The organism is Embleya sp. NPDC005575 (assembly GCF_040605455.1).
Lineage (GTDB): Bacteria > Actinomycetota > Actinomycetes > Streptomycetales > Streptomycetaceae > Embleya.
In genome coordinates this window covers 71,249-85,139 of sequence record NZ_JBEXCV010000018.1, presented here as the reverse complement: position 1 = coordinate 85,139, position 13,891 = coordinate 71,249, and the positions used below count along the sequence as shown (strand labels likewise).

Annotated in this window: 14 protein-coding genes; 5 read left to right on the top strand and 9 right to left on the bottom strand. The window is 68.7% G+C overall.

The features are described from left to right. The first annotated feature begins 951 nt into the window (after positions 1-951). Together ABZS54_RS09225 and ABZS54_RS09220 are read left to right on the top strand one after the other, a co-directional pair. Entirely contained in the window at positions 952-1,260 is a 309-nt protein-coding gene (locus tag ABZS54_RS09225; protein ID WP_355532674.1) for a hypothetical protein, read from the top strand. A gap of 93 nt (positions 1,261-1,353) precedes the next feature. Then, the gene (locus ABZS54_RS09220) at positions 1,354-2,046 is read left to right on the top strand and encodes a hypothetical protein (protein WP_355532672.1); all 693 of its coding nucleotides are present in this window, start codon (positions 1,354-1,356) and stop codon (positions 2,044-2,046) included. Between the two features lie 324 nt (positions 2,047-2,370). Here the strand turns inward: ABZS54_RS09220 and ABZS54_RS09215 are convergent, their stop codons facing one another. Continuing rightward, a complete protein-coding gene (locus ABZS54_RS09215) occupies positions 2,371-3,225 on the bottom strand; it encodes a hypothetical protein (RefSeq protein ID WP_355532670.1) in 855 nt (284 codons plus the stop codon). Positions 3,226-4,134: 909 nt separating this feature from the next. On the opposite strand from ABZS54_RS09215, the gene ABZS54_RS09210 reads away from it, so the two are divergent. Together ABZS54_RS09210 and ABZS54_RS09205 are read left to right on the top strand one after the other, a co-directional pair. Continuing rightward, on the top strand, positions 4,135-4,533 hold the full coding sequence (locus tag ABZS54_RS09210; RefSeq protein ID WP_355532668.1) for a replication-relaxation family protein: 399 nt from the start codon (positions 4,135-4,137) through the stop codon (positions 4,531-4,533). After that, positions 4,491-4,715 carry a hypothetical protein gene (locus tag ABZS54_RS09205; RefSeq protein ID WP_355532688.1) on the top strand — a complete coding sequence of 75 codons (225 nt, stop codon included), beginning with the start codon at positions 4,491-4,493 and terminating at the stop codon, positions 4,713-4,715. Before ABZS54_RS09210 ends, ABZS54_RS09205 begins: the two co-directional genes overlap by 43 nt. A 233-nt stretch (positions 4,716-4,948) precedes the next feature. Here the strand turns inward: ABZS54_RS09205 and ABZS54_RS09200 are convergent, their stop codons facing one another. The 8 genes from ABZS54_RS09200 to ABZS54_RS09165 all read right to left on the bottom strand — a co-directional run bounded on the left by ABZS54_RS09200 (position 4,949) and on the right by ABZS54_RS09165 (position 12,893). Further along, complete coding sequence (locus ABZS54_RS09200) at positions 4,949-5,446, bottom strand: restriction endonuclease (RefSeq protein ID WP_355532666.1); 498 nt, start codon at positions 5,444-5,446, stop codon at positions 4,949-4,951. 24 nt (positions 5,447-5,470) lie between these two features. Then, positions 5,471-6,385, bottom strand: coding sequence for a hypothetical protein (locus ABZS54_RS09195; protein WP_355532664.1), 915 nt, complete (start codon positions 6,383-6,385; stop codon positions 5,471-5,473). 266 nt (positions 6,386-6,651) lie between these two features. Next, complete coding sequence (locus ABZS54_RS09190; RefSeq protein ID WP_355532686.1) at positions 6,652-7,719, bottom strand: ROK family protein; 1,068 nt, start codon at positions 7,717-7,719, stop codon at positions 6,652-6,654. Positions 7,720-8,171: 452 nt separating this feature from the next. Then, the gene (locus ABZS54_RS09185; protein WP_355532662.1) at positions 8,172-8,351 is read right to left on the bottom strand and encodes a hypothetical protein; all 180 of its coding nucleotides are present in this window, start codon (positions 8,349-8,351) and stop codon (positions 8,172-8,174) included. Positions 8,352-8,418: 67 nt separating this feature from the next. Continuing rightward, positions 8,419-9,255: a carbohydrate ABC transporter permease gene (locus ABZS54_RS09180; protein ID WP_355532660.1), complete on the bottom strand. Its 837-nt coding sequence runs from the start codon at positions 9,253-9,255 to the stop codon at positions 8,419-8,421. Further along, entirely contained in the window at positions 9,252-10,199 is a 948-nt protein-coding gene (locus ABZS54_RS09175; RefSeq protein WP_355532684.1) for a sugar ABC transporter permease, read from the bottom strand. The genes ABZS54_RS09180 and ABZS54_RS09175 overlap by 4 nt, the downstream gene beginning before the upstream one ends. 68 nt (positions 10,200-10,267) lie before the next feature. After that, positions 10,268-11,581: a sugar ABC transporter substrate-binding protein gene (locus ABZS54_RS09170; RefSeq protein WP_355532658.1), complete on the bottom strand. Its 1,314-nt coding sequence runs from the start codon at positions 11,579-11,581 to the stop codon at positions 10,268-10,270. Positions 11,582-11,645: 64 nt separating this feature from the next. Then, a complete protein-coding gene (locus tag ABZS54_RS09165) occupies positions 11,646-12,893 on the bottom strand; it encodes an aminotransferase class V-fold PLP-dependent enzyme (protein ID WP_355532656.1) in 1,248 nt (415 codons plus the stop codon). Between the two features lie 223 nt (positions 12,894-13,116). Between ABZS54_RS09165 and ABZS54_RS09160 the strand changes: the two genes are divergently transcribed. Then, positions 13,117-13,833 carry an FCD domain-containing protein gene (locus ABZS54_RS09160; protein ID WP_355532654.1) on the top strand — a complete coding sequence of 239 codons (717 nt, stop codon included), beginning with the start codon at positions 13,117-13,119 and terminating at the stop codon, positions 13,831-13,833. Positions 13,834-13,891 lie beyond the last annotated feature (58 nt).

Here is a 13,891-nt window from a genome sequence, read left to right as displayed (position 1 = left end):
CGAACAGCGGTGCCGAGGAGGGTACTTGGCTGATAGGGAGTTTCTGTGACATCGACAAGCTAGACGGAATCCGGGTGCGATGAGTGGAGCAAACAGGCACCCGAGGCCGGAGCTTCGCGGATGCGAGGATGCATGTATGGCGCAAATCCTGCCGAATGCCACTGGCAGCCAAGCGACTTAACGCCTCAACCTATGCCTAAATCCCCACTGAGATCGATGAGAACCAGCCGCAGCTGGCACGGTTCGTGCTGCTGCGCTCCTTGTGGCGGGGTGCGATCGATGGCTGGGCCGCCCCGGGAACTTTGGAACAGGTGCCAGCAGCCCGGCGCTTGTTGGATGCGGGGGCAGACCGGGACGATCTAGCAGTACTGGCTCGGGCTATCGCCTACGAATCGGTATTCGCCGTGGTGGACGAGCTCGACTGCGGCGGGGACGTGAACGTGTCAGGGGTCGATGTCGGCTGGGCGGTCATGGAGTCCGGTGAGGACGGATGTTCCACCGGCCGTCCCCTCTCGGGTCTTCACGAAGACCTCTTGACGATGGACCCGAGTGGGCGCGACGGTGCGGATATGTGGCGTTAGGCCACCGGGCCAGGCTGGGTGAAGACGCGAATGCGGATCCTCATCAACGGTGATGGCCCTTCGCCCGGAGGGCGAAGGGCCATCGAGTAGAGCCAGTAGCGGTCAGCCGGCCTTGGCCGCCTCCTCGGCCCACGCCCGCGTCGAAGCGAGCCGGTAGGAGTCGGTGCCGGTCTCGAACGACGTTGACTCCGAGTACCTCTCGCTCGGCTTGGAGCCCCTGCGGCCCTACCAGGGAAACTCGAAGCCACGTCGATACCGGTGCACGACATGCGGCTTCCTCGGCCGTGTCTCGCTCCTGCGCCTACGCGAGGGAAAGACTTGCCCGCAGTGCGCTGGCGGCCGGGCGGCACGCCCGGCGTACCTCTACCTCATGCATGACGCACGCCGCCAGGTGTTCAAGTACGGCATGGGCCTGGTCACCGGGACTGGGCGCAGGCCCCGGCTCGCGCAGCACCTCCGCCGCGGCTTCGTCCTGTGCCACCGGATCGACCTGCCGACCGGCGCCCTGGCCTACGCTGCCGAGGGCGCGCTGAAAGCCCACCTTCGCATCGTGGGCATCGGCCCGGCGCTGACCGCCGAACAGATGCCGGACGGCTGGACCGAGCCCGTGGCAGACGACGCCCTGAGCCAAGGCCAACTGGTCGAGCTGCTGGCCGCCTTCGCTGAGGCCGCCACCTGAACGCACCCGCACTGCACAGGCCGTTCCCGCCTACTCGGCGGTACTGCCATCCGGCCGTTGTGCCGGGCGGCCGCGCCGATAGGGTCCTGGCCCATGCGAATGATCAAGGCTTTCACAGTCGTTGTCGCGGGCGGTCTGCTGACCACCGCGTGCGGCGGTTCCAACAGTCCGTCAGGCTCCGCCGACAGCGGCGCGAAGAACGCCGTCAAGGTGCTGCCGGTGGCCATCGACGGCCCGCAGAAGGACGTGCTCCCGCGCGGGGGCGACGCGCTCAGGGTCACACCGCTACCGGGCACCAAGGCGCCGGTGGTGGAGAAGGTCGAGCACGCGCTGCGCGAGGACGTTCTCTCCGGCGCCCACGTGCCCGGCACGACGAGCGCGAAGTGCGCCGACGGCATCACCATGAAGGCCGGTGCGGTCAGCCAGTGCGTGGTCACCTACGAGGGCGCCGAGATCCCCTACGAGGTCAAGATCGGTGACACGTACACCGAGGGCAGCACGGTCTTCTCCTACACCAAGACCCCGAAGAAGGCGCTCCTGGTCGCGAAGGAGATCTACAACCGGTTCAACGAGCGCTACGGCTCCGCCTCCGGTGCCAGTGACGCGAGCAAGCTCGCCTGCGACGAGATCCCGGTCGCCAAGACCTTCGACTTCGGAGCCGACACCGGCTACACCTGCCAGTACTGGGGCGAGCACGGCACCAAGGACGGCAAGCCCGGCTACGTCACCGTGAAGGTCAAGATCGGCCCCACGCACAACAGCATCGCCCTCGACGAGGTCCGCTAGCCACCCATTCGAGCCGCCGCGCCCGCACGGTAGGAGCTGACGCTCCGATGGCGCGATACGGCGCTCGATTGGCGGCCCGAGGCCGGGGTCGGCGGGGCCCGGCCTGGCGGGTCGTCAGCGCGGCCTGGCCGTGTGCGAGTTGTCCGTGTGCGCGCCGGGTGACGCGCGTAGGGTCGATTCCGTGGGATCGGTGGAGCTGGACTTGGTGCGGCTGCCCGCCGACGACCGGGGCCGTCAGCCGTGGCGGTCTGGGACCGCTGCATCGACCGGTGGGTGACCTCCGGTACCGGTGAGACCCCGCGCTGGCCGCCTCCTGGGCAGCTCCTACGAGTCGCTGCTGTTCTCCGTCCACCGCTGTCCGCCCTGCAAGCATGGGCGGTCGCTCTCCAGGGCACCTTCGCCGCCGGCTGACCAGCAGCGCACCGCAGGCCGTTCAGCCGGTCGATGATGGCCTGCCGCTCGGCCGGCTCCTGCTCGATCAGCTGCTGGAGGAGGGTCATGTCGCGGCGGGCCTCGATCTCCTCGCGCACGATCGCGGCCAGCACGTCGGGAAGCAGCGACTCGGCCTGGGTCGTGGTGGTGTCGGAGTACGAGCGGTCGCGGCAGCGCGGTCGGCAGGTGGTTGCGCTCGATCTGCGCCGGGGTGACCGCGATGGAGACGAATTCAACTTCGGCGCCGGCCACTTCGGCGAAAGCGGTGACGTCCTCGGCGAGTGCGGTGAGCATCCATTCACCGCTCGGATCATGGTCTCCGACGTGCAAAATGACGGTTTTGACACCGCCCGCGATGGCCCGCTCGGCGGCGTCGTGCTTGCCCTTGAGGCCGGCGAAGCCGCTGCCGGAGTAGGTGGAGATCCCGAACGGCTCTCCCACCCTTACGAGTTGAGGCACCACACCCTCGGTCTCCGACCAGAGCTCAAGGCGGCTGGACTGAACGTACCGGCGGTCGGTCCGGTAGTCAGCAGCGAGGTCACCGACGACGCTCCAGAAGTGCGCGGGTCCGGCGACGGCGAGCGGGGCCTCGGCGGCGACCTGCCGGTCGTCGCGGATCGACTCCCACGGGATGCGGCCCGAGCGGCGGGCCATGCCGACGTACTCGCACATCCGCTTGTAGGCGCGCCGGGTCTTCGGGAGCACGCCCTGGCCCTGGATCACGTACCAGAGCTGCCGCAGGGTCACGCCAGCGTCGTACTCGGCGACGATCTGTCGCCGAGTCGACCACGACGGGCCAGTGGACGCGTTCCATGCGGTACATGTACCCATCGCCCGAGCGCGGGCCCGTGCGACGCGCGGTACGGAGCCGCCCGCCGGGGCCGTCATGGCCACCGACACCGCGACGGCGAGAAAACCCCGGCCGGGGGCGCCCGCGCACTACCACTCGACCATGCACCCTTCGTGCACTCTCGATACACCCTCGATGCACCTTCGATGCAAGGGCCGTACCCGAGGCGTGACCCGGGACCGGACGCCGCCCCCGCGCGAGGCAAGGCCTTGCGGTGGTGGGGATCGGTGGTGCCTACTGGAAGTCGTCCGCGCTCGGGGCGTGTTGCCGATCGCGGGCTCGATCCGCCGCTGTTCGTCCGCGCGGATCGCCCCCGGTTCCTCGGGGCCGCCGTCGGGCCTTGCCCGAGTCTGCGCCGTGCCCCCAACTCGTGCCCCCGGGCTGTTGCCCGCCCGCGTCCGCGCGTTCCCTCGGGTGTGGGTCGCCGACCGGCTGCGCCCGAGGACGTTCCATCGGACGTTCCATAGGCCGATGTGTAGGCCATTCGATCGGCCGCTCTCATCGTCCGGGGCCGGGGGACGCGTACCCGCAGGTGACGGGCTGTGTGGGGTCGGCCGGTGATGCCCCGAACTGTTTATGGAGAAGTCATGTCCTTCCCCAATCACACCCGCGCGGGGGCGAGGCCACGGCGACTCCGCCCGCCCACCCCTCCTCCCGGTGTCCCGTTCGTCCTGCCGGATCGCCGACCCTGCCGGCCCTTCGCCGTCCCGCCCTCTCCCTGTTTTCGGGTCGTCCGTTCCGGACAACCCCTTCGTGTTCCTCGCATCCGTTCGTGTTCGCCCGCTTTCCCCGAAGGAGTTGATCGCATGGCCGGTGACGAAGTGGCGTGGTCGATACGTGACGCGTTGGCACGGCGGTTGGAGGAACGCGACCGCCTGATCCTGCGCACCCTGACCACACACCGCCTGCTCACCACCCACCAGATCACGGAACTCGCGTTCGACAGCACCGTGACCGCCCGGCACCGCATGCAGATCCTGCGCGGCCTCCAAGCCGTCGACCGGTTCCGCCCCCGCGCGGACCGCGGCTCCCACCCCGGACACTTCCTGCTCGCCCCCGCCGGCGCCGCGCTGGTGGCGGAGGAGACCGGCGAGGACACCAGAGCGGCGGTCCGCCGCGCCCGCCGCGACCGCGCCCTGGCCACCATGCCCCCCCCAGCAGGCTGGCCCACCTGCTCGGCGTCAACGGCCTCCACACCGCCCTGATCGCGCACTCCCGCGCCCACCCCGACACCCACGTGCTGCACTGGTCGACCGAACGCGACCTGTTCGTCCTCGGCGAACCCGACGACTGGGGTGCTCTACGTAATGACTCGTCTCGGCGTAACCGGCGTCGTCGGTGGTTGGCCATCGGCCGCATGCCCAGCGTGTGGGTGTGCGTCGGGTGAACTCGCTATCCACGGAGCCGAATCGCAGGGAGCGACCGCCCTATCGACACGCTTGCGGCCTTGCGTTGATAAGACGGCCACCGCCATCAACGAGACGGTCCTCCCGTGCTCCGTTCGGGATGACGCGAGCCTCTCCTGCCGTTTCCTTTCGGAGAAACCATCCGAAGCAGGGCTTCGCTCTGGGGCTGTCCGAGATGGTCGCGCGGCGTCCCTTCTTGGCGTGGCCGTCCGGCTCAGCGTCGGGACGGGTTATGGGGCGCGCTCGGGACTTGGACGTCGATGCCCAGATGTTGGTGCAGCAGGTCTTGGAGTCGTGCGCCGTCGATGAGTTCGATGCGGCCGTGTTCGCGAGCGAACTGCCAACTGCTGTCGCCGAACCAGGACGTCGTCACGAAGATCGCCTTGCTCGCGTGGCGGTCTTGGCCCAGTACGCCGGCGAGGGCCCGGACGGCGTCGGGCTGGATGCACTTGGCATAGCGCTTGGCCTGGACGATGCAGTAGCCGCCGAGCAGCGGGTCCTGTGTGACCAGGACCGCGTCGACGCCTTGGTCGCCGGAACGCCGGGTGTTCCACGCGTTGACGCCGCGCATTTCGAACATCTGCCGGACCAAGTGCTCGAAGTCGTCGGGATCCATCGCCGACAGATCCGAGTTGCGCCCCAGGCCGGAGGCGACGTCGCGTCCTTGGATCAGCGAGTACCGTGAAAGATCGACGCCATAGGTCGCGGGCACTGCTTGCAACTCGTAGGGACGGGCCTAGATTTGTGCCTTGAGTTGCCTGAGACATGCCGAGGGTTCCAGTCCGGGGGCATCCAGATTCACGTGCTCGAAGTCCGCGCGAACGGCGGCGGCGCTGACCAGGCACACGGTGGTGTCACGTCCCGTGGCCGGGTCGCATCCCGCGACGCAGCCGTTGAACGCGATCCGGTCCACCAGGTCCGGGTGCGCGATCCGAAAGGTCATGTCCAGGACGCGTAGCGTCGTTCGCTCGATCAGCGAGCGATACATGGCCTTCATCTCCGCTTGTTTGCGAGCCACAGGCTCGACCGCCGCGCGCACCTTGACGTGGCGGTATTCCGCGACATCGGGGACGACATCCTGGCCCGGCAACTGGAAGTCGATGACCAAACGGCGATCTGCCGGGACGTAGCGCACCTCGCACATCTCGCGTTCCCCACCCGGGTAGATGGGATGCGCCAGTAGCTCCTCGAGCACCCGCACGAAGCCCTCCACCCCACCTGCCTCGAAGTGCTTCCGTGCGCCCTCGCGATGCGGCTCCAGACGACGGTGCCGGTCCAGCAGGACACCTTCCAGAACGGCCACCCGCGCACGTACCGCAGCTGTGCGCTTCGCCGCGAGGTTGTCTCGCTTCTTGGCCTCTTGCTCGCGTCGGCGGGCGTCCTCACGCTGATGACTGTTGCGCAGGACCTGTTGATACTTGGCCTCGGTGCGCTGATCCACCCGCGATTCCTGAACTCTTGTGCGATGTGCCCTCGCCTCGGCAAGACGGCGATCGGCTTGCCGCTGCGTGATCTGCTTCTCTCGCCGTGCGGCCTCCTTCGCGGCCTTGTCCGCCTCGACGGCCAATCGCCGTTCCATGGAGGCCTTGGCGCGCTGCTTTTGCTCGTAGGCAACCATCATCTGGTTCATGAACGACCGACGGCGCGCCATCCACGCCTCCCCACCGCAGGTTGGCCCCGCGCTCGCGGGGATGGTCGCCGGCCCGCTCGCCGCTCGTAGTGGTTGGTGGCGTTGGCCCCGCGCTCGCGGGGATGGTCGGGGTCACGGTAGGAACGGAACGGAAAACCGTCGCTGCGGGTCGCTACCGACGTCCTGCCGCTCCTGGTCAACGCCTGTTCGGAAGCGTGCATCCGAGCGCTACCTGTTCCTCCGGAGGGGTACGTCAGGACGCCGCACAACGGCGGTCCTGGACTGGATCAGCCGTCGCTGATGCCCGGGTGATGGGCGCCCCGATCATTCACGGTGGTCGCCGGTGCCTCGACACTGCCGAGGGGTGCTGGGTTCGCCGGCCGGGCCGCGCGCGTAGCTCGGTCAGGCCGGTCGCGGGGCGCGCGCGGGCTGGGTGCCGGCTCGGAGGAGTGCGAGGGGTTGTCATCCAGGGTCGGTGGTGCAGGGGTGGCGTGGTAGGCGCAGCCGGAGGCAGAGCACGATGCCGGGGCCGGGGTGTCGGAGGACGACTGTCGCGTCAGGCCCGGTGCGGTAGCTGGTGACACGCGCCGCCTTCCTCCCCCGCACCGGCGGTCCCGCCGAGCTGGGCGGCCTTGGAGGTCGGCGAGGGTGGTGTGCGATCCCCAGGCGTAGGTGCGGATGGGGCTGTCGAGCCGGTACAGGGTCATGGTGCCCTCTGTGCGGTTTCGGTCGGTTCGGGGTGGCGGTGGTCGGACCCGGGTGCGCGGGCGATCCGACGTGCTGCGCGACATGCGTGCAGGTGAGGCGCGAGGGCGGCGCGCTGTGCGTGGGGCTGCGTCCGGCCAGTGGCCCTGCGCGTGGCGGGCGGCGCCGATGAGCCCGGAGTGGCGTCCCAGGGTTGCCCGCCGGATCCGGAGCTTGCGCAGTGCGGGTGTGCTGTCGCGGGAGACGGCTTCGCGCAGGGGAGCGAGCAGGACCTCGCCCGCGGCGGAGACTCCGCCGGCGATGACGACGAGGTCGAGGTCGAGGAGGATCGTGGCGGTGGTGATGCCGGTGGCGAGGTAGTCGGCCCCGCGTCGGAAGGCGGCGACGGGGATGGGGTCCCCGGCTTCGGCGGCTTCGGCGACTTCGGCGAGTTCGGGTGTGCTGCGGCCGGTCCAGCCGTTGGCGTGGGCCCAGCGCAGCATGGCCGGTCCGCTGGCTCCAGTCTCGACGCAGCCGGTCCGGCCGCAGGCGCAGCGTTCGCCGGTGGGGTCGGCGGTGAGGTGGCCGATGAATCCGGCGTTGCCGGCGGAGCCGGACAAGGGCCTTCCATCCAGGACGAGGCCGCCGCCGATGCCGGTGGAGACGACGATCCCCAGGAGAGCGTTGCTGTCCCGGCCGGCGCCGAGCCAGTGTTCGCCGAGGGCTGCGGCGTCGAGTCGTGGATCAGGACCGGGTCCGGTCCGCCGACGGCGTCGCTCACGGCGTCGACGATGTCGAAGTCGCGCCAGGCGGGGATGTTGACCGGGCTGATGGTGCCGCGCGCGGTGTCGATCGGGCCGGCGGAGGCGATGCCGACGCCGGCCGGCGGCAGCTCACCGGCGACGTCTGCGGCCAGCTCGGTGAGTGCCCCGGTGACCAGGTGTTCCTGCTCGCGGGTGGAGGTGGGGGGACCTCGCGGTGGTGGATGACCCGGCCGTCGCCGGTGACGATCGCGGCGGCGAGCTTGGTGCCGCCGATGTCGATGGCGAGGTAATGGTCAACTGGCGCCATGGTCAGTGTCCTTGTGCGTAGGGGCCGGGGATTTCGCCGGAGCCGCGCGGGATCAGGGTGGTGGCATCACGATGGTGCGCGGCGGGGAGGTGTCCCCGTGGATACGGGCGAAGAGCAGGTGGGCGGCGGTCGTGCCGACTGGCAGCGGCTCAGCTGCTCGGACCAGGCCCCGGCCCTCGGCCACCAGCTCCTCGTACCGCTGGATCGATACCGCCCCGACAAGCTCCGACACACCGGCCACCCAGAGCGGGAGCGCCTGCGCTGCGACGACGATCTCCAGCACCCACAAGGCGGGCCCGTCAACCCTTGACCGCTCCTGAAGTGAGTCCCTGCACGATGTACCGGCTCGCGAACGCGAACAGCACCATGGTCGGCGCGATCGTCAGCACGGCAGCGGCGGACATCGAACCCCAGTCGATGTTGAAGCTGGAGACGAAGTCGTTCAGCCCGGTGGGGACGGTCTTCTTGGCATCGCTGTTCATCAAGGTGACGGACAGGAACAGCTCGTTCCAGCAGTTCACGAAGTTGAAGATGAACGCGGCGACGATGCCTGGCCGCATCACCGGGAGCAGGACCCGGAACAGCGCCCCGAACCGCGAGCAGCCGTCGATCATGGCCGCCTCCTCCAGGGCGACCGGGATGTTCTCGAAGAAGCCGCGGAGCATCACGGTGCAGAAGGGGATGCAGATCGCCGTGTAAACGAGGGTGAGCCCGAGACGGTTGTCGACCAGGCCGAGGTCGGTCATCAGCAGGTAGAGCGGGCCGAGCGCGATGAAGGACGGGATCATCTGCGTGACCAGGGCTGCCATCATCGTCGCGCCCTTGCCGCGGAACTCGAAGCGGGCCAGCACGTAGGCCGCGAGCAGCGCGATGCCGGTGGCCGTCACGCCGGCGGCGGCGGCGCAGACCACGCTGTTGATCAGGTACGTGCCGAAGTGGGCTTGGGAGAACAGGCCGGTGTAGTTCTCGAAGGAGATGTGGTCCGGCCAGTAGGAGATCGGGAAGCTGAAGATCGCCCCAGGGCTCTTCAGGGAGGTCACGATGATCCAGTAGAGCGGGAACAGCGTGATCACCAGCCAGGTCCCCAGGAAGGCGAAGCGGGCGACGCGGCCGGCGGCGGAGGGCTTGTTGATCACGAGGTGGATCCATTCCGCTCGCGCGTGGCCATGAGGTAGAAGAGCGAGAAGACGAACAGCGTCGCCATCACGATGAGGCCGAGCGCGGAGGCCTTGCCGTAGTTGCCCTGCTGGGCGATGGAGATCATCCACGTCGTCACGATGTGGGTCTCGTTCGCGGGCCCGCCGCCGGTCATACCGAAGATCAGGTCCGGGAAGTTGAAGATCCAGATGACGCGGAGCAGCACGGTGAGGCTGAGCATCCCGCGGATCGAGGGGATGGTGACGCTGAACAGCGTGCGGACCCGGCCGGCCCCGTCGAGGGCCGACGCCTCGTAGAGTTCGTCCGGGATGGACTGCAGCGCGGCCAGGATCATGATCGCGAAGAACGTGACGCCGTACCAGACGTTGGCGATGACCACGGCGGTCATCGCCGTCTCCGGGTCGGCCAGCCACGGTATCGGCTGGCTGATCAGGCCCGCTTTCTGCAGCAGGTCGTTGACGACACCGAACTCGCCGTTGAACATCCAGCGGAACAGGATGCCGATCAGGAAGCCGGAGATCGCCCAGGGGAAGAAGATGAACGCCTGGTACAGCCCGCGCAGGCGGAACCAGCGCCTGAGCCACAGCGCGATCGCGAAGCCGATCAGGAACTGCGGCACGATCGAGGCGACGACCCAGAAGACCGTGTTGTTCAGTACGGTGCCCCATGCCGGGTCGGCGAAGATGTCCCGGAAGTTGCCCAGACCGATCCACGAGGTGTCGCTCAGGTCGTTGAGATTCCAGTGCCGGAAGGCCATCTGGCTGCCGGCGACCATCGGGTAGTAGACGAAGACCGTGACGGCCAGTACGGCCGGCGCGAGGAAGCCTGCGATGGTGAGTCCACGGCGGACGTTGAACACCCGCTTACGCGAGGTGTGGCCGCCGGGGGCGTTGTGTGTGGCGCGCGGGGCGCCCCCCGTCATGGCGGGGCGCTTCGCGCGCTCGGGAGTTGACAGTGTCATTTCCCGCCTTCCTGGTGTGATTCGGGCTGCTACTGGCTCGGCTGGTCCTTCAACTTCGCGGTCCAGTACGCGTCCCAGCCAGCGAGCAGGTCCTTGGTGTTGACCTTGCCGAGCAGCATCCGCTGGATGTCGGCGTCGGCCTTCTGGCTCCACTCCGACCACCAGGCCACCGAGCGCGGCTGGATGACGGTGAGGTACTTGTCCGGGCTCTGGTTCATCGCCAGGTAGCTCGCCCAGGGCCCGGTCTTGTAGAAGGGGTCGTCGGCGGCGCTCTTGACGACCGGCACCAGGCCGTTCTCCTTGGTGAACGTGGCGGACGCGTCGCCCTGGGCGAGGAACTTGATGAGCTTGGCGGTCTCGTCCTTGTGCTTGCTGCTCGCCGCCGTTCCCCAGCCCGCGCTCCCGACCGGCTGGCAGGCCTTCCCGCCTGGGCCGGTCGGCAGGGGGGCCGTGTTCCACTGGCCTGTGTTGATCGCCTTCGACTGTCCCACGGTGGCGATTACCTCCGGGTCCTGGAGCAGGAAGGCGGTGGAGCCGTTGGAGAAGCCCTGCACCATCTCCGGGAAGCCCCAGGCGACCGAGGAAGGCGGTGAGGCCTGCTGGAACAGCTTGTGATAGGTGTTCAGGGCGTCCAGCGCCTCGGGCGCCGCGAAGATGGTGCGCCCGTCGGCCAGCTTGTAGGCGTTGTCCCGGTCGATCTTGTCGGCCACGTACGCCTCGATCGTCGACACGGCGAGGTTGCTGCCGCCCTTGCCGCCCCGGAACGCGTAGCCGTACTGGTGCAGGTCGGGCTTCTGGATGGCCGAGGCCTGGGTGAGCAGGTCGTCCCAGCTTGCGGGCGGCGTGTTGAAGCCGGCCTTGGCCGTCAGGTCGGTGCGGTAGTAGAGGGTCAGGCCGTAGAAGCCGTACGGGATGTAGAAGGTACGGCCCTTGGCGTCCTTGGAGTACCTCGTGGCGTTGTCCGTCAGGCCGGCCCAGCCGCTCCAGTCCTTCAGCTCCGGCCCCATGTCGAACAGCCAGCCGTTGTTGGAGAACGCGCCGACGGTGGTGTCGCGGACTTCGAGGGCGTCGACGCCGGTGCCGGACTGCAGCATCTGCTGGATCTTCTGGTCCGCCTGATCGGTCGGCGGCGAGATCAGGTTGACCTTGATCGTCGGGTTCTGCGCCTCGAACTGGCCGATCAGCTTCTTGAGCACGGCGGTGCGGCTCGGGTTGGTCAGGCTCTCGACCATCGAGATGCGCACCGTGTCGTTCTTGCCGCTCGCCGAGCCGCCGCCGGAGCAGGCGCTCAGCACCAATGCCGAGGCCACCGCAAGGGTGAGTGCCATGTTCCTGGTTCTCATCGCTGTCCTCTTTCGTGGGGGTCGATGCGCTGGACGCATCCGGGGGGACTTCTTGGGGGACTCGCTAGCGTGCTGCTCGGGCCTTGAGAGCCCAATCGCCGAGCACCGGGACACAGCGCTCTGCGAAGTACTCGAAATCGGCGGGCGTGTTGTACACGTGGGTCGACAGGCGGAAGTAGCCGATGCCGTCGAAGCTGGTGAACGCCACCTCGACGCTCAACTCGGCCGCGACCCGGTCGCGCAGGGCGTCGGCGTCCTCACGGGTGTCCGCCAGCCCTGCGGGGAGCCGCACCAGCCGCAGGGCGTTCACCGGCATCCCGACGTCGACGGCGGCGTGCTCGCCGGTGAGCTGCGCCATCGCCGCTCCGATGGTCTCCTCGGCGTAGTCGGCCAGCTTGCGCAGATACCCGCGAGCGGTCTCCCAGCCCCAGGTCTGCTGGATGAAGTCCAGCGCGGTGGGCGCCGCCAGGTAGCTGGTGACGTCGAGGGTGCCCTGGTTGTCGAAGCGCTGCGGGAACGGCTCCCGGGCGGCCCAGGAATCGATCAGCGGATAGAGATCGTCGCGCAGTCCGCTGCCGGTCACCAGCGCGGCGGCGCCTCGCGGGGCGCATCCGAACTTGTGCAGGTTGCCGATCCAGACGTCGAACTCCAGCCCGGCCAGGGGGTCTTCGGCGAGCCCGGGCACGTGCGCCCCGTCGATCAGCAGCGGGATGCCGTGTTTCCTGGCAGCCGCACCGACCTCCTTCACCGGCATCCAGCGCGCGGTGGAGGAGGTGATGTGGTCCAGGACTATCAGCCCGGTCCGATCGGTGACTTGCGCGAGCACCGCCTGGGCGGCCTGCTCCGCGGTGGCGTCCAGCGGCACGCGGGCGGTGCGGACGCTGCCGCCCCAGCGGCGCGCCAGCCGCTCGGCGCCCATGGTCACCGCGCCGTAACCGTGGTCGGTCACCACAACTTCGCCGCCGCGCCGCGCCGGGAGGTTGCCGTAGACGACGCTGGCCCCGCCGCTGGCGTTGGGGACCAGCGCCAGGTTGCGCACGTCGACCCGGAGGAAGTCGGCGATGGCCGCCCGTGCCCCGGCCACCCGCCCCGGCAGCGCCGGGAACCACACCACCGGCGCCCGGTCCATCTCGACGCGGAGCCGCTGCTGCTCCTGCTGAGCCGCCAGCGGGACGGCCCCGAAGGATCCGTGGTTGAGGTGCTTCATCGCCGGGTCCAGAGTCCATGCCTGCGCGGCGGGACGGCCGTCGGGGAGGAGCAGAGGGCGCGGCGCGGGGTTCACGAGGGTCTCCATTTCGAAGTCATCGGTCATCATCCAAGAGTTGTCCGATGACTTGCGAGGAATGCTCACATGCGGTCCTGTGACGCGGCAAGGGATAAGGGTCGATTACTTCTCAGTACCTGGGACTTGTTAGAAAAGTGAGACAAGGGGAGATGGTTACTGTCAGTTACTTTGTCTAATGACTTTGCCGAATCTCGTAGAGAAGTCTGATGACTCGGTAGGGTGGGGGCAGTCCACCGGAAGGGACAGCACAGTGTCCGCAGTCGACCGGGCCCTCCACGGCCTCCGGCACATGATCGCCACTGAGCGGCTGGTCGCCGGGCAGCGCATGCCGCCCGAATCCGAGCTCTGTGATGAGCTCGACGTCGCCCGCGGGTCGCTGCGCGAGGCGATCCGGATGCTCGCCGCCCTGCGCGTCATCGAGCCGCGCCACGGTTCCGGGACCTACGTCTCCCAGCTGCGGCCGGAGGACATCATCGGGAGCCTCTCGCCCACCATCGACCTGCTGCCGCTGGCCGGCCTGCTGGAGCTGTACGAGATCCGGCGCGTCCTGGAATCGCACGCCGCCGCCCAGGCTGCCGCCCGGATGTCCGAATCAGGTATCCGGACTCTCTACGGCTGCATCGAGGAGATGGAGGCCACCAGCGACCCGGCCGAGACCTTCGCCCCCAACCAGCGGTTTCACGCCGAGATCGCCAAGGCCTGCGGCAACCCCGCCATCGCGGCCATGCTCGAGGTCTTCCGCACCCGCAGCCACAACTACCAGGTCTACGACCTCCCCGAAGGCGCCCAGATCAAGCGCGCCAGCGACCACGACCACCGCGTGATCGCCGAAGCCATCGCCAACCGGGACCCGGTCGCCGCGGCCACCGCAGCCGCCGCCCACGCCGCCCACACCGAGAAGTGGTTGCGCGGCTACCTGCCCGACGACGGCGTCCCGCCGAATGGCGTAGCCGGGATCTCGGCGTAACCCCTGGTCGTAAAGGAGCCATCGCGCAACTCTCCGAGTAGGCATGCTCGTTGAGTGA